We start from the raw sequence: 20784 nt of genomic DNA, 5'->3' as shown, positions 1-20784 counted from the left end.
GGATGGGCATCTACAACGATCAGGTCGTGCCGCGGCTGGTGAATCTGGTCTGCGGGGCCAAAATGAACAATCCGCAGCGTGAGCGCGCGTGCGCGGGGTTGCGCGGGCGCGTAATGGAAATCGGCTTCGGATCGGGCCTGAATATCCCCTTCTATCCGGCCGCGGTCGAGTCGGTCAGCGCCGTAGAGCCTGCCGACCTCGGCTGGCGTATGGCGGGTAAGCGCTTGGCCGAGGCCACCGTGCCGATCGAACGCGCCGGGCTCGACGGTCAGTCGCTGCCATTCGCCGATAACAGCTTCGACTCCGCACTCTCGACCTGGACGATGTGCACCATTCCGAATATCGCGGCCGCGCTGGCCGAGGTGCGCAGGGTGCTCGTCCCGGGCGGGACCCTGCATTTCGTCGAACACGGGCTCGCGCCGGATCCGGGCGTCCAGGCGTGGCAGCACCGGTTGAATCCGATCGAGAAGGCGATCGCGGGCGGCTGCAATCTCGATCGCGATATCCGCGGCACCGTCGAGAGCGCCGGATTCGAGATCCGCGAACTCGACGAGTTCTACGCGGACGGACCCAAGTTTCTCGCGGCGCTTTCGCTCGGAACAGCGGTCTCGCCGTAGCCTAGCCAATATTGGACTGATTAGTTCATAACGTGCTAGCGTGACCCCATGGCACGACCCAGGGCATTCGACGAGGACCGGGCGGTGGACGCGGCCATGCGGACGTTCTGGTCCACGGGCTACGAGGGCACCTCGACCCAAGACCTCTGCGATGCAACAGGTTTGGGCCGCAGCAGTATCTACAACACCTTCACCAGTAAGCACGAACTGTTCGACCGGGCACTGCGGCGGTACATGAACAGCAAGAACGCCTCGATCTTCGAAGTACTCGACGGCGACCTGCCCGCGCGGGCGAAGATCCGGACGCTATTGCGTCAGGCCATCGACGCACCGGCCGACGACCCCATCGGCTGCCTGGTGGTCAACTCGACGGTCGAGTTGGCACCGCGCGATCCAGCTGTGGCGGCGACATTGCGCGCCGACTTGGACCGCAGGCTCGACGCACTGACCGCGGTTATCCGAGCGGGTCAGCGGTCCGGCGAGATCGATGCGGGCAAAGACGCTCGCACGCTGGCCCATTTCGTGATCACCACGATCAGCGGTATGCGCGTCGCGGCGCGCGGAGGAGCCGATAAGGACACTCTGGAGGCCATCGCGACGACCGCATTGTGCGTGCTCTGATACCAACATCGGCCACCACCGACATTCACAGATCTGGTGAGGCGGCCGCCCACTAGCGCCACCGCCGCAACGTATTCGTTCGCGCGAACGTAGGGCAATAGCCCTGGAACCAGACCACCGGCGTTTCCGGCACGCCGACGCAAGTGCCGCATTTCTATGCCACCATTTTGAACTGATCAATCCAAAATAAGAGAGGGTCTCATGCCGCTCGCCGTCTACATACTCGGGCTATCGATATTCGCCCAGGGCACCTCGGAGCTGATGCTCTCCGGCCTGCTCACCCAAATGGCCGCCGACCTCGGCGTCTCGATCCCCCAAGCGGGCCTCCTGATTTCGGCATTCGCACTGGGCATGCTGGTGGGCGCGCCAGCGCTGGCCGTAATCACCCTGCGCTGGCCACGCCGCACCGCACTGCTGACCTTCCTCGGGGTGTTCATCGCCGCGCATGTGGTGGCCGCATTGACCCCGGGCTACTGGGTGCTCTTCGGAACCAGGGTGGTCGGCGCATTCGTCTACGCCGGATTCTGGGCGGTCGCCGCGACCACGGCGCTGAGTCTGGTAGCGGAGAACGCGCGCGGTCGGGCAATGAGTATTGTCGCGGGCGGGCTGACCGTGGCCACTATCGTCGGGCTCCCGGCGGGGACGGTGATCGGCCAGCATCTGGGCTGGCGGGCCGCGTTCTGGGCGGTCGCCATCCTGTCCGCGCTTGCCATGGCCGGGATAGCGACGAAGATTCCCGGCGGACGTCCCGCCGAGGTGCCGAACCTGCGCCACGAACTGCGCACCATGATCAATCCGCGGCTCTGGCTGTCCTACGGCACCACCGCACTCTCGACCGGCGCGCTATTGGTGAGCTTCGCCTACCTCGGCGCGCTCCTGTCCCGCACCACCGCAATAGCGGAGAGCTGGATTCCCTTGGTGCTCACGCTGTACGGCATCGGCGCGCTGATCGGCATCACGGTCGGCGGCCGGGCCGCGGATGCCCATCCCTTCCGCGTACTGACCATCGGCATGATCGGGTTGATCATCATCTCGGCAGCGTTGGCGCTGACCGCGACCATGCCGCGCCGGTCCTCATCCTCGTATTCCTATTGGGCGCCGTCGGATTCGCCACGAATCCGGCACTGAACACCCGAGTATTCGCATTGGCCGGGGCGGCACCAACCCTCGCGACCGCGGTCAACTTCTCCGCATTCAATGTCGGCATCACCGTAGGCCCGTGGCTCGGCGGCCTGGCCATCGGCGGCGGCCTCGGCTATCCCTCGGTCGCCTGGATCGGCGCTGCCCTCGCCGTCGCGGCACTGGCCACCATCGCTTGGGCGGCCGCGCTACACCGCCGGGCCCAGCAGGTTGACGCAATCGGCCCAGCGGATCGGGCAATGTCAGAACTTACTGCCTGAACGCGTAGCTCCAAGTGGACGTCATCGGCTGGATCGACGTGGTCCCCGCGGTCGAGGCTGGCCGCCGTGGGTTGGGCGGCCACGCCGCACCGCCGGGGCCCACCAGATCGAGACGGTCAGCCCGGTGGATTGGCGCCATCGTCGGACCCACGGTCTGAATGCGCACCATCACAACGCTTCTCGATCGGTCCCGGCCGACACTGAATACCGCGCGGACTGCCCGATCTTCCCCGTCGCCGCAACCGCCCGAACCCGTGCGGGTTCGGACAGTTGGGCGCTTCGCCCTGTCCCAGGGACTGCTCGTCCCGCGCTCGGTCTTCGCATCCGCTCGAGTTCGCGCCGAAACACGCCTGCTCTCCGAGATGCGGCCGCTGGCGGCCGTCACGATGCCGTGGAGGCGGGCGGCGGACACACGAAACGGGCGCGAAGCCGCCGCAATCGATTCAGACGAACTGCATCAGCCCGCGAGGCATCCTGGCCCGAGCAGGGCCTTCAGGTCGCCCATCAGCGCCGAGGACGGTGAAACCCGCAGGCTGTCATCCAATTTCCACAGTGACGTGTTGTCGCGCGCACCCACATGGCGGACGTGAACGTCCGCGGTGCCCGGATGCCTCGACAGGATGCGCTTGAGCTCGCCGATCTTGTCCGGTGTGCACAGACGCGTCGGCATGACGACCGCCAGCGGCTTGGCCACACCGATCGAGGAGAGGTCGGGGACGGCGAGATCGTTGGCGATCAAGGAGATTCGGTCATCACGTACCGATACCCTGGCCTTCACCAGTACGACCGCGTCTTCCACCACATCCGCGCCGTACACCGAATAGGCCTGCGGGAAGAACAAGACCTCGATACCACCGGTCAAATCCTCGATCTGCGCCGAGGCCCAGGCCAGACCGTTCTTATTGATGCGGCGGTTGACCGAGGCGAGGATGCCGCCGATGGTCACCTGGGTGCCGTCCTTGATATCACCTTCGAGAATGGCCGGAATCGCTGTATCCGCCTGTGCCGCAAGCACATGTTCGACACCGTTGAGCGGATGTCCGGACACGTACAGGCCGAGCATTTCCCGCTCGAGCGCCAGCTTGTGCTTGGTCTCCCACTCGTCATCGGGCACCTTGACATTGAAGACGGAGGCCACCGATTCGTCGCCGTCATCGAGCCCGCCGAAGAGGTCGAATTGGCCGATCGCCTCGGCCTTCTTGGTGGACATCACCGCATCGATGGCATCGGAGTGCACCAGCAGCAGACCCTTGCGCGGATGGCCGAGCGAATCGAATCCGCCTGCTTTGATGAGGGATTCGGTCACCTTCTTGGTGCAGGCGATAGCGTCGATTTTGTTCAGGTAGTCCGAGAAATCGGTGAACTTCGACTTCTCCTTGCGCGCCTGGATGATCGAACTGACGACATTGGCGCCGACATTGCGCACCGCGCCCAGGCCGAAGCGGATGTCCTTACCCACCGAGGCGAAGTTCATCTCGGATTCGTTGACATCCGGCGGCAGCACGGTGATGCCGAGGCGGCGGCAATCCGACAGGTAGACCGCGGCCTTGTCCTTATCGTCGCCAACGGAGGTGAGCAGGGCCGCCATATATTCGGCGGGATAGTTCGCCTTGAGATATGCGGTCCAGTAGGAGATCAGACCGTAGGCGGCGGCGTGCGATTTGTTGAACGCGTATCCGGCGAACGGAAGGATGGTGTCCCACAGCGCCTTGATAGCCGCCTTGGAATATCCGTTGGCCTGCATGCCCGCCTCGAAGCCCTCGAACTCCGCGGCCAGCACCTCGGCCTTCTTCTTACCCATCGCGCGGCGCAGAATATCTGCTCGACCGAGCGAGTACCCGGCCACTTTCTGCGCGACGTGCATGATCTGCTCTTGGTAGACGATCAGGCCGTAGGTTTCGCCGAGGATCTCCTTGAGCGGCTCCTCCAACTCCGGATGGATCGGCTTGACTTCCTGCCGGTTGTTCTTGCGGTCGGCGTAGTCGTTGTGCGCGTTCATGCCCATCGGGCCGGGGCGATACAGCGCGCCGACGGCCACGATGTCCTCGAACGCGGTCGGCTGCATGCGGCGCAGCAGATCGCGCATGGGCCCACCATCGAGCTGGAAAACGCCGAGAGTGTCACCGCGGGAAAGCAATTCGTAGGTGCGCGAATCGTCGAGCGGCAACCGATCCATATCCAGGTCGATACCGCGGTTGGCCTGGATATTCTCCAGCGCGTCGCCGATCACGGTCAGGTTGCGCAGACCGAGGAAGTCCATCTTCAGCAGGCCGATGGCCTCACACGACGGATAGTCCCAGCCGGTGATGAGCGCACCGTCCTGGGGCCGCTTCCAGACCGGGATCGCGTCGGTGAGCGGATCACAGGACATGATGACCGCACAGGCGTGCACACCCGCATTGCGGATCAGGCCCTCTAGACCGCGCGCGGTTTCGTAGATCTTGGCGACATCGGGATTGTTCGCGATGAGCTCGCGAACCTCGGCGGCCTCCTTGTACCGCTCGTGTTCCGGGTCGGTGATACCGGAAACCGAGATGTCCTTGGCCATGATCGGCGGCGGCAGCGCCTTGGTGATCTGGTCGGCGATGGCGAATCCGGGCTGACCGAACAGCACGCGCGCCGAATCCTTGATGGCGGCCTTGGTCTTGATGGTGCCGAAGGTGATGACCTGCGCGACCCGGTCGGTGCCCCACTTCTCACTCGCGTAGCGGACCATCTCACCGCGGCGGCGATCGTCGAAGTCGATATCGATATCGGGCATCGACACGCGCTCGGGATTGAGGAAGCGCTCGAAGAGCAGACCGTGCGGAATCGGGTCGATATTGGTGATACCGAGTGCGTAGGCGACCAGCGAACCGGCCGCGGAACCACGGCCGGGACCGACACGGATGCCGACATCGCGGGCGTGATTGATCAGGTCACCGACGACGAGGAAGTAGGCCGGGAAGCCCATCTCCAGGATGACGCCGATCTCGTACTGGGCGCGGTCCAGATATTCCTGGGGCGCGCCGTCCGGGAAACGTCGCCGCAGTCCGAGGTCGACCTCGCGGCGCAGCCAGCTGGCCTGGTCGTGGCCGTCGGGCACCGGGAAGATCGGCATCCGGTCGCGGTGCTGCCACACCTCGTCATAAGACTGCACCCGCTCGGCGATCAGCAGCGTGGAATCGCAGGCGCCGGGCACCTCCATATCCCAGATCGCCCGCATCTCCTCCGCGGACTTCAGGTAGTAGCCGTCACCGTCGAACTTGAAACGCGTTGGGTCGCTGAGGGTTTTACCGGTCTGGATACACAGCAGCGCCTCGTGGTTGGTCGAGGCATCCTTGGTGACGTAGTGGCAGTCGTTGGTGGCCAGCGGCCGGATCCCGAGCTTCTTGCCGACCTCGAGCAGCCCCTCGCGGACCCGGCGCTCGATGGACAGGCCGTGGTCCATGATCTCGAGGAAGAAATTGTCCGGACCGAAGATCTCCTGCCATTTGGCCGCGGCCTCCAGGGCCTCGCGGTCGTGGCCGAGGCGCAGCCGGGTCTGCACCTCACCCGAGGGGCAGCCGGTGGTGGCGATGATGCCCGCGGCGTGCTCGGCGATGATCTCCTCGTCCATGCGCGCCCACTTGCCGAGCTGACCCTCCAGTGAGGCGAGCGAGGACAGCTTGAACAGGTTGTGCAGACCGGTCGCGTTCTCCGCGACCATGGTCATATGCGTGTAGGCGCCGGAACCGGAGACGTCGTCGCCTTTCTGGCTGGGGTCACCCCACTGCACGCGCTTGGTGTCGAACCGGGAACCCGGTGCGATGTAGGCCTCGATGCCGATGATCGGCTTGATATCGGCTTTCTTGGCGGAGTTGTAGAACTCGGACGCCCCGTACATATTGCCGTGGTCGGTCATCCCGACCGCGTTCATTCCCAACCGTTTCGCCTCGGCGAAGAGCGGAGAGATTTTGGCCGCACCATCGAGCATCGAGTACTCGGTGTGGTTGTGCAGGTGAACGAACGATCCGGACGAGGCGGCCAAGACGGTCCTTCCTCCCAAGGTCTCGACGGGGGTTGGCCTAGCGATTCTAGGCACGTGGGTGTGACAAATTTCGGGAGGCACGCGCGCCGTCACGGGACGGCCCAGGAGGGCTCGGCGTGTCGGTGGTGAAGATCACCGGCGCGCCTCGCGCCACTCTATGGCGCTGTCCGTTTTCCGCGACAGCGGGGTGCCCTGCGGGCCGCTCCAGCCCTCGATCAAGCGCGCTTGCGCCAGACGAATTTCAAACCGGACCAATCGTTGTCGAGCGCCGCCACCTTCACATCCACGACGCCGATAGGGAGCAGCAACTCGCGCAGATCGTTCTCGGCGATATCGCTGACGTGCCCGCCCGCCTTGCGCGGCCAAGCGATCCACAACATGGCCCCCTTGGCCAGTCCTGCGGCGAGATCCGGTGCCTCGTCGGCGAGTTCGACACGGGTGCGGTAGAAGGCGAGCACCACCTCGGCCCGATCCGGCTGATCGGCGGCGATTTCCACTTCGGGCGGAAGGTCCGGGATCCGCCAGCCCGGCGCGGCATGTAGGAGCACCACCCGGTGGCCGGGCTTGATGCCGAGTTTCTTGGCCAAAGGGGTTCCGGAGTAGCCCGCGGTCATCGCACGACTGTATGCCGACGGGATTGCCGGGTGTTCGTCCGTTCGGACTGGAGGGTGCGCATAGCTCGGCGCGGTCGACCACGCACTGGCCACGGACAGCGCGATAATCGGGCGATGGTATGGCAGCGGCAGAACCGGAAAGCGGGGGCGCTGTGACCACCGCCGTTGTCGCGGTCGGTGTGGCAGGCGTGCTGATCGTCGGCGCGCTACTGGTGTGGTCCCGGACACGCAGGGTGGTGACCACACCGGCCGAGCGAGCGGTCTACTCGGCGCTGCACACCGCATCGCTGGCAGCGCGCCCGTTGCGCCAAGGGCTCAACGATCGCTCCGCGCAGGAGGCCGCACCGCATCTTCGGATACTCACCGGAGCCGACGCGTTGGGGGTGGCCGATGCGGACGGCACATTGCTGGCATGGGACGGGCCCCATTCGGATCTTGCCGAGCCCTTCGCCGATGCGGCCAGGCGAGCGGTGGCGACCGAGCGGCCGGTGCTGGTGTCAGGACCGGGTCGCAGTGAACATGCCGGGCGGACGCTGATCGCGCAGCCACTGCTCATCGAAAATGCCGGGGTGGCAGGGGCTTTGGGGGTGGTAACCACCGCAAAGCCGGAACCAGGCCGCTTGGGGGCGGTCGCCGAGGTGGCGCGATATGCCTGCGGGCAGCTGGAATTGGCGGAATTGGACGCCTCGCGCGCCCGCCTCGATCGGGCCGAGGTGCGCGCGTTGCGCGCCCAGATCAGCCCGCATTTCATCTACAACGCGCTCAATACGGTCGCGTCGTTTGTGCGTACCGATCCCGATCGGGCGCGCGAGCTGATCCTGGAGTTCGCCGACTTCACCCGATATTCCTTCCGTGCCGCGGGCGAATTCACGGTGCTCTCGGACGAACTGCGCAATATCGAGCGGTATCTGGCGCTGGAGCGCGCCCGGTTCGGCGATGTGTTGCAGGTGCGGTTGCAGATCGCACCGGAGGTGCTCGGCGTCGTACTGCCGTTCCTGGCGCTGCAACCCTTGGTGGAGAACGCGGTTCGGCACGGTTTGGCCCGGGCGACGCGCGGCGGCACGGTGACCATTGTCGCGGCCGACGCCGGTACCGACTGCGTGATCAGCGTCGAGGACGATGGCATCGGAATGGATCCGGATCTATTGCGCTCCGGTGCCCTCGACGCCATCGAAACCGGAACCGGCCCGGCGGGCTCGGGCGAATCCGCTCATGTGGGCCTGGCCAACGTCGACGACCGCTTACGTGCCGCCTTCGGCAATGACTACGGTTTGATCGTGGAGACCGCCCCTGGTGCGGGCACCAAGGTCAGCCTCCGCGTGCCGAAATTCCGCGCCGGCATCCAGGCCTGACGACAGGTCACTTGGCACGGCACACGAATGCTCGTCGCTACGACTGCGCGATTTCACGTCTGCGCTGACAAACAAGCGCGTGGATTCAGTCCCGATTCAGCCCTGGTCCAGGTATCCGGGCCGACCGCGCAGGGGCTCCGCTTACCATGGAACGATTGTGACCCGGACCACCGACCAGTCCGCCGCCGCACTGCGCGTGCTCGCCGTGGACGACGAGAAACCCGCTCTGGACGAGCTGGTGTATTTGCTGCGCGCCCAGCCGGGGGTCGGCGAAATCCACGCCGCGAACGATGCGACCAGCGCACTGCGGCTGATGCGGGCGCATCCCATCGACGCGGTTTTGCTCGATATCAATATGCCCGGGCTGGACGGGATGGAACTAGCTGGCATCCTGTCCGAGTTCGCGAACCCGCCCGCTGTGGTATTCGTGACAGCCCACGATGACCAGGCGATCGCGGCCTTCGATCTGGGTGCGGTGGACTATCTGCTGAAACCACTGCGCGAGGCGCGGTTGGCGGAGGCGGTGCGGCGGATCGTCACGTCACGCACCACACCGGCCCCTGCCGTCGCGGCACCGCGCACCGACCCCAATGAGGTGATTCCGGTCGAGCTCGGTGGGGTCACCACGCTGGTACACCGGTCGAGCGTGAGCTGGGTGGAGGCGGAGGGCGATTACGCCCGACTGCACACCAGCGGCGGCTCGCATCTGGTGCGGATTCCATTATCGGCGTTGGAATCCCGATGGGAGAATGCGGGATTCCTGCGGGTGCACCGGTCTTATCTGGTGGCGCTGCGGTTGGTGACCGGGCTGCGCACGGTCGGCACCGCAACGGTGGTCCGGCTGCGGGCCGACGGCAATGCCGCGGCGGTGGAGTTGCCGGTCAGCCGTCGACAGGTGCGGGAGTTGAAGCAGCGGCTCGTACACGGGCCACGACAGCAGTGGACGAATCCGTGACCACTCCGCAGCGTCCGACCAGACAGCGCGTTGTGCTCGCCGAGCGCCGTGGCGCACGACGCGTGCGGACCCGCACGGAGGTGGTCGAGCAGACCGAGATCGGCGAGGCGCTGATCAGCGGTCTGATTCGGGCGCAGTTGGGGCTGGCGGTGCGGGTCGGGTTGGTCATGGTGCTCGTATTATGTTCGCTCCCGGTACTTTTCCGGCTCGGGTCGGTGGGATCGTTCGTTTTGCTCGGGGTGCGGCTGCCATGGTTGGCACTCGGTATTGCGGTATATCCGGTGCTGTACGGCGTCGGGCGGCTGTATGTCCGACTCGCCGAACGCAACGAGCAGGACTTCCTGGATTTGGCCGAGGACTGACAGATGCCCCGCGCAGCACATCCAGCTCGCCCGCGCTCAGCCGGGTATGTACGCACCGCGTCCGGTCGTCCTGGGAGTAGTTCGGGCGACAGCGTCGAAAGGGGTCGTGCCGCTGCACAACCCGATGCTGTGCCCGGACTGTGCCTACCGGATATCGGAACGGATCGAGACGTGTCGTGAACATGGCGACGGCTCCCGCGCTCACGCTTTTCGCATTGCTGTTCGCCGCTCTCGCCACCGTCGCGATCGGCGTTTACGGTGTCCGTTTGGCGCGTACTACCTCCGACTTCCTGGTCGCATCACGCAGCGTCGGGCCACGCTGGAATGCGGCCGCGATCTCCGGCGAATACCTCTCGGCCGCTTCCTTTCTCGGTGTCGCGGGACTGATCGCGAAATACGGTGCGGACGCGCTGTGGTATCCGGTCGGGTTCACCGCCGGATATCTCGGACTACTGCTGTTCGTGGCCGCACCACTGCGCAGGTCGGGCGCGTATACGGTGCCCGATTTCGCGGAGTTCCGGCTCGGCTCGCTGCGGCTGCGCAGGCTGGCAGCGGTCGTGGTGGTGCTGGTCTGCGGGGTGTATCTCATTCCGCAGTTCCAGGGGGCCGGGCTCACACTGCACATCTTGCTGAATGTGCCGAAATGGGTCGGCGCGGTGGCGGTGGGCGCGATCATCATCGCGAATGTGGCCGGTGGCGGCATGCGATCGATCACGCTGGTCCAAGCCTTCCAGTATTGGCTGAAACTGACCGCGGTGGCGCTCCCGGCGATGGTGCTGCTCGGACATTTCCTGGCCGAGGATCGCGCACTCGGCACCCCTGCTCCCCCGATGGTCACCGAACGCACCACCGTTGATGTCAGCACCGCGGTGGTAGTGCGTGTCGGTGCGCCGCAACAGGTTTCGATCACCGGGTCGCTCGACGATCGCCAGGTGGACGGCCCGGTCCTGCTCACACCCGGCACACACGAATTGGCGGCGGGCACCGAACTGACCCTCGAGCCGGGCTCGGCCGTACCGGTGGTAGCCGGTGCGCCGACCGACGGTGCCGCATGGCTGGCACCCGGCGGCGGATTCGGCGGCACCCACCCGACCTACCAGGTGTATTCGCTGATCATCGCCACGTTCCTCGGCACGATGGGACTACCGCACGTGCTCGTGCGGTTCTATACGAATCCCGATGGACGCGCGGCGCGTACAACCGCGCTCGCGGTGATCGGCCTGGTCGGGATGTTCTACCTCTTCCCCATTCTGCTGGGGGTTTTCGCGCGGCTGTACGTGCCGCAGCTGCTGATCACCGGAACCTCCGATGCCGCGGTCGTGTTGCTGCCCGGATCAGTGCTGGCTGGCCTACCGGGACAACTGCTGGCGGCACTGGCCGCGGCGGGTGCGATCGCGGCGTTCCTTTCCACTTCGTCCGGACTGCTGGTCAGCATCGCGGGCGTGCTGAGTACGGATATGCTGCGCGGTCGGATTCGCGATTTCCGGGCGGCTGCGGTATTCGCCGGCGCTGTGCCCCTTGGTGTTTCGATCATGGTGGTGTCGCTGGATCTGTCCCGCACCGTCGCGCTCGCCTTTTCGGTGGCGGCCTCGACGCTGTGTCCGCTGCTGGTGCTCGGTGTCTGGTGGCGTGGTCTGACGGCCAAGGGCGCGGCCACCGGACTGATCGCGGGTGGTCTGGCAGCGGGCGGCGCGACGGCGGTTTCGGTGACCGGCGGCATCTCCGACGAACTGGCGAACGGTTGGCTCGCGGCGGTCCTCAGCTATCCCGCGGCGCTCAGCGTACCGCTGGCATTCGCAGCGATGATCCTGGTCAGCGTGCTGACGCGCGGTCAGAGCGCCCGCACGGTTGGACGCATTTTCGTCCGGATGCACGCCCCCGAACGGCTCGGCATGGGCGCGGACCGGGAGCGCGCCATCGGGCTGAGCCGCTGACCGTTCGTCGCGGTCAGCCGACCGTTCACCGCACAAACCGACGCCTTCACAGAGTGATCCACGCCACATCATGAATCGCTCACGCGTCTCCCCTTATGGTCGGCGGATAGTAAGCCACGTCACACGCTAGGACCCCGCGATGACCAGTATCGACCTCGACAAAGACGGCACGCCGCCGCGGCGCACGCCGACGGCGCAGGATTTCGCCGCCGTCCAGTCGAGTCCCCAGTTCCAGGAATTGCGAAGCCGGTTGCGCCGCTTCATCTTTCCGATGACCGCACTGTTCCTGGTCTGGTACCTGAGCTATGTGCTGCTCGGCGCCTACGCGCACGACTTCATGGCCACCAAGGTCATCGGCGTTATCAACCTCGGCCTGCTGCTCGGCCTCGGGCAATTCGTCTCGACGTTCCTGATCACCTGGCTGTATGTCCGGTTCGCCAATAAGGAACTCGATCCGCGCGCCGCGTCGATCCGCAACTACCTCGAGGGAGACCAGGCGTGAGAACGCAATATCTATCGGCCGCCGAGACCGTCGGCAATCCCGCCGCGAATATCGCCATTTTCGGCCTGTTCGTGGCGATCACGATGATCGTGGTGATCCGGGCCAGCCGCAATAACCGCACCGCCGCCGACTACTTCACCGGCGGCCGCGGCTTCTCCGGCCCGCAGAACGGCATCGCCATCGCGGGTGATTACCTTTCCGCCGCAAGCTTTCTCGGCATCGCGGGCGCCATCGCGGTATACGGCTACGACGGGTTCCTTTACTCGATCGGCTTTCTGGTGGCCTGGTTGGTCGCACTTCTGCTGGTCGCCGAAATGCTCAGGAACACCGGCAAATTCACCATGGCCGATGTGCTGAGCTTCCGACTGAAGCAAGGCCCGGTCCGCACCGCCGCCGCACTGACCACGCTCGCGGTGTCGCTGTTCTATCTGCTGGCGCAGATGGCGGGCGCGGGCGGTCTGGTCGCGCTGCTGCTCGATATCTCCGATAAAACCGGACAGAGCATCGTCATTGCCGTCGTTGGTGTGCTGATGATCGTGTACGTGCTGGTCGGTGGCATGAAGGGCACCACGTGGGTGCAGATCATCAAGGCGGTGCTGCTCATTACCGGCGCGGCGCTGATGACGGTAATGGTGTTCGCCAAGTTCGGTTTCAACTTCTCCGACATTCTCGGCTCGGCACAGGACGCGGTGCACGGCTCGAAGTCCAAGGGAGTCGCCGCCCGTGACGTGCTCGCCCCCGGCGCCCAGTACGGCGGCAGCGCGACCTCCAAGCTGAACTTCGTCTCGCTCGGACTGGCGCTGGTGCTAGGCACCGCGGGTCTGCCGCATGTGCTGATGCGCTTCTACACCGTGCCGACCGCGAAAGAGGCGCGGCGCTCGGTGGTTTGGGCGATCGGCCTGATCGGCGCGTTCTACCTGTTCACCCTGGTACTCGGTTACGGCGCGGCCGCCATTGTCGGGCCGGATCGCATTCTGGCCGCGGCAGGCGGGCAGAATTCGGCGGCGCCGCTGCTGGCCTTCGAACTCGGTGGCGTCATCCTGCTCGGCGTTATTTCCGCGGTCGCCTTCGCCACCATCCTCGCGGTCGTCGCGGGTCTGACCATCACCGCATCGGCATCGTTCGCGCACGATATCTACGCCAGCGTGATCAAGAAGGGGCAGGTCGACGAGAACAAGCAGGTCAGGATTTCCCGGATCACCGCGGTGGTGATCGGTGCGCTGGCCATCGGGCTCGGCATCCTGGCCAACGGTCAGAACATCGCCTTCCTGGTGGCGCTGGCCTTCGCCGTCGCGGCCGCGGCGAATCTGCCGACCATCGTGTACTCGCTGTTCTGGAAGCGGTTCAACACCGCCGGCGCCCTGTTCAGCATGTACGGCGGCCTGATCTCGACCATTGTGCTGATCGTGTTCTCCCCCGCGGTATCCGGGACGAAGACCTCGATGATTCCCGGCTCGGATTTCGATTGGTTCCCGCTGTCGAATCCGGGAATCGTCTCCATCCCGTTGGCTTTCGCACTCGGCGTGGTCGGCACCTTCCTCGGCGGGCGTACGTCGGAGGATCCGGCGAAGCAGGCCGAGATGGAGGTTCGTTCGCTCACCGGTGTCGGCGCGGAGAAGGCGGTCGCGCACTGACCGAATCCACCTTGCTGCCCTGATTGTTTCGAGAGGAAAGATCGACGTTGACCAGCGCAACCACCGACCCGACCACCTACCCGCCGGATGCGACATTCGCCGCGAGCGCCAATGCCGGTGCGGCACTGTACGATCGCGCCGCCGCCGATCGGCTGGAGTTCTGGGCCGAACAGGCTCGGCGGTTGCACTGGCATCAGCCGTGGACGCAGATCCTCGACTGGAGCGACGCACCGGTCGCGAAATGGTTCGTCGACGGCAAACTCAATGTCGCCTACAACTGCGTGGACCGGCACGTGCTCGACGGGTACGGCGAGCAGGTGGCCATCCATTGGGAAGGCGAGCCGGGTGACTCTCGGGTAATCACCTACGCCGAGTTGCTCGCCGAAGTATCAAGGGCGGCAAACTATTTCACTGAGCTCGGGCTGCGGACCGGCGATCGGGTCGCCATCTATATGCCGATGGTGCCGGAGGCGATTGTCGCCATGCTGGCCTGCGCCCGGCTCGGGCTCACCCATTCGGTGGTATTCGCCGGATTCTCGCCGACAGCCCTGCGCCAGCGGGTCGATGATGCCGGGGCCCGCTTGGTGATCACCACCGACGGGCAGTGGCGGCGCGGTACCGCCGCACCGCTGAAGGCGGCCGTCGACGAGGCGCTGGCCGATGGCAAGCACACCGTTGAGCACGTACTCGTGGTGCGGCGCACCAATATCGAGGTGCCGTGGACCGAGGGCCGTGATCTGTGGTGGCACGACACGGTCACCGACGCATCCTCGGATCACCAGGCGCAGGCCTTCGACGCCGAGCATCCGCTGTTCATCCTTTACACCTCCGGCACCACCGGAAAACCCAAGGGCATCCTGCACACCACCGCCGGCTATCTGACCCAGGCGGCCTACACCCACCACAACGTCTTCGATCACCGAGCGGGACAAGACGTTTACTGGTGCACCGCCGATATCGGTTGGGTCACCGGACACAGCTATATCGTCTACGGACCGCTCGCCAACCGCGCGACCCAGGTCGTCTACGAGGGCACTCCCAACTTCCCCGATGGGCACCGGCACTTCGACATCATCGAAAAGTACGGCGTCACCATTTATTACACCGCCCCCACGCTGGTGCGGACCTTCATGAAGTGGGGTCGCGAGATTCCCGATGCGCACGATCTGACCTCGCTGCGGCTGCTCGGCAGCGTCGGCGAACCGATCAATCCGGAAGCCTGGCGCTGGTACCGAGACGTATTGGGCGGCAATAGGACTCCCATTGTGGACACCTGGTGGCAGACCGAGACCGGTGCCATCATGATCTCCCCACTGCCGGGCGTGACGACGGCCAAACCGGGTGCGGCCATGACCCCGCTGCCCGGCATTTCCGCGAAGATCGTCGACGACGACGGAGCCGAACTCGAGCGCGGCCGCTCCGGACTGCTGGTGCTGGATCAACCGTGGCCGTCCATGCTGCGCGGTATCTGGGGTGATATGGATAGGTTCCGCGAGACCTACTGGGACCGATTCGCCGACCGCGGCTGGTATTTCGCCGGTGACGGAGCCAAGCTCGACGACGACGGCGACCTCTGGGTGCTCGGCCGCGTCGACGATGTCATGAATGTCTCCGGTCACCGGATCTCCACCGCCGAGGTCGAATCCGCACTCGTCGGACATGCGTCGGTCGCGGAGGCCGCGGTGGTCGGTGCGAACGACGCGACCACCGGACAGGCCATCGTCGCCTTCGTTATTCTCACCGCGAGCGCGCACGACTCCGGCGCTGCGCTGATCGGTGAGCTGAAAGCCGCTGTCTCCCAAGAGATCAGCCCAATCGCACGCCCGAGGGAGATCCATATCGTCCCGGAACTCCCGAAAACCCGCAGCGGCAAGATCATGCGCCGCCTGCTCCGCGATGTCGCAGAGGGTCGAGAACTCGGCGATACGTCGACCCTCGTCGATCCGAAGGTCTTCGAGGCCATCGCCCGCGGATAGGCGCCGCCCCACGGCGGACCCGGCCACCACGATGATGAGGGGGACCGGGTCCGCCGCTCCACGTCAGAGCTTGATAACCCGACGATCGAGATGGCGTCGTAGCCCCCGTTCCGGGGCATGATCGCAATGTCATATGCCATCGCCGTAGCGGCGATCCAGCTGTCGTTGATCGGCACGAATCGGACACGCCGCGAGACACGCCGCTGGACCCTCTACTGCGGGGGTGGGTGTTGAACCGCTCGCCGGTCTGCCACGTAGACAGATCGAACTGCGGCGCCGGTGGCCGCGCCGGGATTCAACGGCATCCCCTTCTGATCGGAGTCCGCTATGACCAACGATGATTTCGTCCTCGACCGCCGCCGCGTGGTAATCGCAGGAGCAGGCGCGGCAGCCGTCATGGCGGCACTTACCGCGTGCACCACCGACGCCCCCGCGGCCGAACCAGCCAAGGCCGCCGGACCTACCGGCCCGAATGTGGCGGCCGGACAGCCCAATGCCATCGCCTCGACCGCGGAGGTGCCGGTCGGCGGCGGTGTGATCAAGGGCGATGTGGTGGTGACCCAGCCGAAGGCCGGATCCTTCGTCGGCCTGTCCTCGGCCTGCACGCATGCGGGTTGCAAGGTCGCGACGGTTTCCGGCGGCACCATCAACTGTGCCTGCCACGGCAGCAAATTCGGTCTCGACGGCTCGGTCGTCAACGGTCCGGCCACCCAGCCACTTGTTCCGAAATCCGTTCGCGTCGAGGGTGACTCGATCGTCCTGGATTAGTCAGCGCACCACCCGCCGCGCGGCACACCTACCGCGTGGCAGATCGCACCAACCCTCACGCCCCGCCGAACAATTCGGCCATTCTCCGGTCCATCTCATCCGGCGGCACATCCTCGACGTGCGTGGCCACGGTCCACCGGTGGCCCCACGGATCCTCGAACGCACCACTGCGATCGCCGTAGAACTGGGTGGTCATGGGGGTGAGTTCCTTGGCGCCGGCCGCGAGGGCGGCGCTGAAGGCAGCGTCGGCGTCTTCGACATAGACGTAAAGATTGACCGGCGTGCCGCCGACCGTCTTCGGGTCGAGGAAATCCATATCCGGAGCCGGGTCGCCGACCATGATGAGCGAATTGCCGAAGGTGAGTTCGCAGTGCGCGATCTTGCCGTCCGGTCCGGGCATGCGCATCCGCTCCGATGCGCCGAAAATATTCTTGTAGAAGTCGATGGCGGCAGCGGCCCCATCGATTGCCAACCCCGGCGAGACCACCGGATACCCGTCGGGGATCGGTTTCACATCGGACATGAGTTACCTCCGATCGAGGCGTTTGTCGGACAGGTGCGAGCCTATTCCTCACTCCGCGGACGACATGCCTGATCGGCGCAAACAGCTACGGCCTCATTCGTTCCAGGTGACCTGCGTATTGATCGTCTGCTGCAGCATGCTCGCGCTGCGCGGATCGCGGTAGGCCTGATGTCCGCCGACGGTGATCGAGCCCGCGACCGGCAGTGGCAGACCGAGATCGACGGTAATGGTGCCCGAGCCCTGCATGATGTAGTCCTTGATATCGAGGTTGCCCGCATTATTGGGCAGCGACCACACCTGCGACTTCGGTTTCTGGTTCACCTCGAGTTCGATGGTCAACCGGTCGCCCTCGCGCTTGGTCAGCGTCGCGGTGGTCACCTGATCGAGTGCGACACCGCCGTCGACCTCCTGCCGCACGGTCCACACCGCACCCTCACCGACCGGTTGGTCTGGAAAAGTGATCGAGCGGTAGACCGCTTGATAGAAGGCCTGTTCCAAGGCCGCGCGAGCGGTATTGGAAGTATCCGGCGCCGGGGCCAGCCGCAGCGCGGTGATCGCGCCGAGTTCGCTCATATCGAATCCGGCGTGCGAACCATCTGCGGCGGTAAGCGCCTTGGCCAGCGACGGATCCGGGCTGGAAATGGTACCGAGAGTCAGCTCGACGCTGTCACTATCGGTCTGCGCCGTCATCGGAATCGTCAGCGCGGGCGAGGAGAAATCACTGGGCGGCTGATCATTGATCTGCTGCTCGATGTGGTGGTCGGTGCGCAGCGTCACCTGCTGCACCGTGCCCGCAGGATAATCGGGACGCAGCAGCGACCGCGGCTCGTCACCCGCAGAGACGACGGTGGCGACCGCGGCCGAAATCGGCACGGTCACCTCCTTGCCGATGCCGACCGGCTCGGTGCTGTCGGACTCGACGCGCGACTCGGCACCGTCACTGCAGCCGACACCGAACGCGGACAATCCGACCGCGAGCACCATCAGCAGCACACCCGAACGCGCGATTCGGGGCACGTGGGAGGAAGACAACACCGTCACGAGCATCAGAGTACGACCGCTTCCTGAGTGTCAGCTGGGACATGCAGGTGACCGCGTGCGTAGCGCAAATCGTTACTCGAGAGATGATGGTCGGCGTGAGTGACGACCGGCCGCCCGAGGACAACTCCGCCGATAACGCGGTTCCCCCCGGCGACGACGCAGAAATTCCGGCCTCGACCGCCGATACCGGCCACCCCGCCGCACCGCGGCGCCTACGCACGCTGCTGATCATCGCCGCGGTATTGCTCGGCCTGGATCTGCTGACCAAGACCATTGTCGTGGCCGAGCTGACCCCGGGCGATCCGGTGCCGATCATCGGCGATTTCGCGCGGTTGTCGCTGGTACGCAACCCGGGCGCGGCGTTCTCGATGGCCACCGGCATGACCTGGCTGCTGACTCTGGTCGCGGCGGCCGTGGTGATCGGGGTGATCCGGATCGGACGCACGCTGCGCTCGCTGTGGTGGGCGATCGGGCTCGGCATGGTGCTCGGCGGTGCGCTCGGCAATCTGGTCGACAGGTTGTTCCGTGCGCCCGGACCCCTGCAGGGGCATGTGGTGGACTTCATTGCCGTCGGCTGGTGGCCGGTATTCAACCTGGCCGACTCCTCGATCGTGTGCGGTGCGATCCTGCTGGTGGTGCTGACGGTCTTCGGCTTCGAACCCGATGGCACCCGCGCCGGGCACGATCACACCGAAGAGACCGCCACCGAAACCGCCGTGGAACCGGACGAGCCTTCGGACAACGGCGCCAATGGTGCGGCCAGCAGTAAGGGGAATGCGGCGTGAGCGCGCGAACCATGTCACAGCGAGCTTCGCTCATGCCGGAACCGAGCCCCAGCGAGGTACAGGCATGAGGGAAACCCGAACCATGCCGGTACCCGACGGACTCGACGGCATGCGCGTCGACGCCGGGCTGTCCCGACTGCTCGGGCTGTCCCGTACCGCCGTCGCCGCGCTGGCCGAGGAGGGTTCGGTGCAGCTCGACGGCGTCGCCGCGGGCAAATCCGATCGGCTGGTGGCAGGGGCCTGGCTGGAGGTCGAATTCCCGGAACCGAAGCGGGAACTCACCATCGAGGCCGAGCCGGTCGAGGGTATGAAGATCCTCTACGCCGATGATGACATCGTCGCGGTCGACAAGCCGGTCGGCGTCGCGGCGCACACCGGTGTCGGGTGGACCGGGCCGACGGTGATCGGCGGGCTGGCCGCGGCGGGCTATCGCATCTCGACCTCGGGCGCGCACGAGCGTCAGGGCATTGTCCACCGGCTCGATGTCGGCACCTCCGGAGTGATGGTCGTCGCGCAGTCCGAACACGCCTACACCGTGCTCAAGCGGGCATTCAAGCAGCGCACCATCGATAAGCGCTATCACGCGCTGGTACAGGGACATCCGGATCCGAGCAGCGGCACCATCGATGCGCCGATCGGCCGGGCCCGCGGCGATGCCTGGAAGTTCGCGGTCACCGCGGACGGGCGACCGAGCATTACCCACTACGACACCGTCGAGGCGTTCCAGGCGGCCAGCCTGCTCGATATTCATCTGGAAACCGGGCGCACCCACCAGATCCGGGTGCATTTCTCCGCGATCCGGCACCCATGCTGTGGTGATCTCACCTATGGTGCGGATCCGCGGCTGGCGGAGCGGCTGGGGCTGGAGCGGCAGTGGCTGCATGCGCGTTCGCTGGGGTTCAACCACCCGGCCGATGGCCGGTATATGGAGATCACCAGCGAGTATCCGGACGACCTGAAGCACGCCCTCGACGTGTTGCGCAATGCCTGAAACATTGCGCCGCATCGCCATTGCTGGCGGGGCCATCGGTTTCGTGGTGCTGATCGTGGTGCTCGGTGTGCTCAACCCGCCACGACCGTCCGGCATTTCGACCGATCGACTCGGCCCGGAACGGGGTGAGCACGTCGCGGATTACCTTGCGCGGGCCCAGGATTCGCTTTCCGGTACGGATGCGGCGGAGCACTGGGCGCTGGTCTCGTTCACCGAACCCCTTACCCCAGACGAGATTCCGGCACACAGTGGCGGCCTGCGCATCGCCGCGGCCAGCCACCATGTGTCGATCCCGCGGGTGACTACCCCGATCGTCACGGTGCAATTGCCCGGCGGAAACGCGGTAGCCGTGGCGTCCGCCGACAATGCGGCCTGGCAACTACTGGCACAGCACGCGCCCGACGAACGCATCGACCGCATCAATACGGTATCGGCGGCCCGGTTGCGCTCCGGGTGCGCATGCACGGTCGGTCTCGTGGTCCGGGGATCGTTGCCCGAACTCCGAAATCTCGCGGCTCAGAATGGTATCCGTGCCATACAGGCGCTACCCGCCGACGCGGTCGCCACCAGTTTCGCCATAGTGCCGCTACTGCCGGAGTACGAGGGCATCGCGCTGCCCGGCACCGATGACGGACCGGTGCCGGATCAGTAACTCTGCGCGGCCCTCATCTGCTGGTCTGGTCGACGATGGGCAAAGGAC

At 65.6% G+C, this 20784-nt stretch carries 19 protein-coding genes; 15 read left to right on the top strand and 4 right to left on the bottom strand.

Annotation, left to right across the window (positions count from 1 at the left end; translation table 11 throughout):
- Positions 1-2 precede the first annotated feature (2 nt).
- The 4 genes from ACQP2U_RS12230 (at position 3) to ACQP2U_RS12215 (ending at position 2638) form a co-directional block, all read left to right on the top strand.
- Positions 3-617 (top strand): class I SAM-dependent methyltransferase, encoded by a 615-nt coding sequence (locus ACQP2U_RS12230; RefSeq protein WP_433714759.1) that lies wholly within the window; start codon positions 3-5, stop codon positions 615-617.
- Between the two features lie 48 nt (positions 618-665).
- On the top strand, positions 666-1238 hold the full coding sequence (locus ACQP2U_RS12225; protein WP_433714758.1) for a TetR/AcrR family transcriptional regulator: 573 nt from the start codon (positions 666-668) through the stop codon (positions 1236-1238).
- A 201-nt stretch (positions 1239-1439) separates the two neighbouring features.
- The gene (locus ACQP2U_RS12220) at positions 1440-2366 is read left to right on the top strand and encodes a Cmx/CmrA family chloramphenicol efflux MFS transporter (protein ID WP_433714757.1); all 927 of its coding nucleotides are present in this window, start codon (positions 1440-1442) and stop codon (positions 2364-2366) included.
- The gene (locus ACQP2U_RS12215; protein ID WP_433714756.1) at positions 2330-2638 is read left to right on the top strand and encodes a hypothetical protein; all 309 of its coding nucleotides are present in this window, start codon (positions 2330-2332) and stop codon (positions 2636-2638) included. The genes ACQP2U_RS12220 and ACQP2U_RS12215 overlap by 37 nt, the downstream gene beginning before the upstream one ends.
- 457 nt (positions 2639-3095) lie before the next feature.
- Here ACQP2U_RS12215 and dnaE read toward each other — a convergent pair whose 3' ends face one another.
- A complete protein-coding gene (gene dnaE / locus ACQP2U_RS12210; RefSeq protein ID WP_433714755.1) occupies positions 3096-6647 on the bottom strand; it encodes a DNA polymerase III subunit alpha in 3552 nt (1183 codons plus the stop codon).
- A 215-nt stretch (positions 6648-6862) separates the two neighbouring features.
- The gene (locus ACQP2U_RS12205) at positions 6863-7261 is read right to left on the bottom strand and encodes a DUF3052 domain-containing protein (RefSeq protein ID WP_433714754.1); all 399 of its coding nucleotides are present in this window, start codon (positions 7259-7261) and stop codon (positions 6863-6865) included.
- 152 nt (positions 7262-7413) lie between these two features.
- On the opposite strand from ACQP2U_RS12205, the gene ACQP2U_RS12200 reads away from it, so the two are divergent.
- From ACQP2U_RS12200 to ACQP2U_RS12165, 8 genes are all read left to right on the top strand, one after another.
- Entirely contained in the window at positions 7414-8613 is a 1200-nt protein-coding gene (locus ACQP2U_RS12200) for a histidine kinase (RefSeq protein ID WP_433714753.1), read from the top strand.
- 157 nt (positions 8614-8770) lie between these two features.
- Entirely contained in the window at positions 8771-9568 is a 798-nt protein-coding gene (locus ACQP2U_RS12195; RefSeq protein ID WP_433714752.1) for a LytR/AlgR family response regulator transcription factor, read from the top strand.
- Entirely contained in the window at positions 9565-9930 is a 366-nt protein-coding gene (locus tag ACQP2U_RS12190) for a hypothetical protein (protein ID WP_433714751.1), read from the top strand. Before ACQP2U_RS12195 ends, ACQP2U_RS12190 begins: the two co-directional genes overlap by 4 nt.
- 182 nt (positions 9931-10112) lie before the next feature.
- Complete coding sequence (locus tag ACQP2U_RS12185; RefSeq protein WP_433714750.1) at positions 10113-11864, top strand: cation acetate symporter; 1752 nt, start codon at positions 10113-10115, stop codon at positions 11862-11864.
- A 139-nt stretch (positions 11865-12003) separates the two neighbouring features.
- Positions 12004-12366: a DUF485 domain-containing protein gene (locus tag ACQP2U_RS12180; protein ID WP_397039567.1), complete on the top strand. Its 363-nt coding sequence runs from the start codon at positions 12004-12006 to the stop codon at positions 12364-12366.
- Positions 12363-14000: a solute symporter family protein gene (locus ACQP2U_RS12175; RefSeq protein ID WP_433714749.1), complete on the top strand. Its 1638-nt coding sequence runs from the start codon at positions 12363-12365 to the stop codon at positions 13998-14000. Before ACQP2U_RS12180 ends, ACQP2U_RS12175 begins: the two co-directional genes overlap by 4 nt.
- A 47-nt stretch (positions 14001-14047) precedes the next feature.
- Entirely contained in the window at positions 14048-15976 is a 1929-nt protein-coding gene (gene acs / locus ACQP2U_RS12170) for an acetate--CoA ligase (protein ID WP_433714748.1), read from the top strand.
- Positions 15977-16303: 327 nt separating this feature from the next.
- A complete protein-coding gene (locus tag ACQP2U_RS12165; RefSeq protein WP_433714747.1) occupies positions 16304-16744 on the top strand; it encodes a Rieske (2Fe-2S) protein in 441 nt (146 codons plus the stop codon).
- 55 nt (positions 16745-16799) lie between these two features.
- Here the strand turns inward: ACQP2U_RS12165 and ACQP2U_RS12160 are convergent, their stop codons facing one another.
- Both ACQP2U_RS12160 and ACQP2U_RS12155 read right to left on the bottom strand, forming a co-directional pair.
- Entirely contained in the window at positions 16800-17267 is a 468-nt protein-coding gene (locus ACQP2U_RS12160; protein WP_433714746.1) for a VOC family protein, read from the bottom strand.
- A 93-nt stretch (positions 17268-17360) separates the two neighbouring features.
- A complete protein-coding gene (locus tag ACQP2U_RS12155; RefSeq protein WP_433714745.1) occupies positions 17361-18314 on the bottom strand; it encodes a hypothetical protein in 954 nt (317 codons plus the stop codon).
- 77 nt (positions 18315-18391) lie between these two features.
- On the opposite strand from ACQP2U_RS12155, the gene lspA reads away from it, so the two are divergent.
- The 3 genes from lspA (at position 18392) to ACQP2U_RS12140 (ending at position 20736) form a co-directional block, all read left to right on the top strand.
- On the top strand, positions 18392-19093 hold the full coding sequence (lspA, locus tag ACQP2U_RS12150; RefSeq protein WP_433714744.1) for a signal peptidase II: 702 nt from the start codon (positions 18392-18394) through the stop codon (positions 19091-19093).
- A 64-nt stretch (positions 19094-19157) separates the two neighbouring features.
- Positions 19158-20084 (top strand): RluA family pseudouridine synthase, encoded by a 927-nt coding sequence (locus tag ACQP2U_RS12145; protein ID WP_433714743.1) that lies wholly within the window; start codon positions 19158-19160, stop codon positions 20082-20084.
- Positions 20077-20736, top strand: a complete 660-nt coding sequence (locus ACQP2U_RS12140) for a hypothetical protein (RefSeq protein ID WP_433714742.1) — start codon at positions 20077-20079, stop codon at positions 20734-20736. Before ACQP2U_RS12145 ends, ACQP2U_RS12140 begins: the two co-directional genes overlap by 8 nt.
- The last annotated feature ends 48 nt before the right edge of the window (positions 20737-20784 follow it).

The organism is Nocardia sp. CA-084685 (genome assembly GCF_050955785.1).
Lineage (GTDB): Bacteria > Actinomycetota > Actinomycetes > Mycobacteriales > Mycobacteriaceae > Nocardia.
This window is presented reverse-complemented; position numbering and strand designations above follow the sequence as displayed.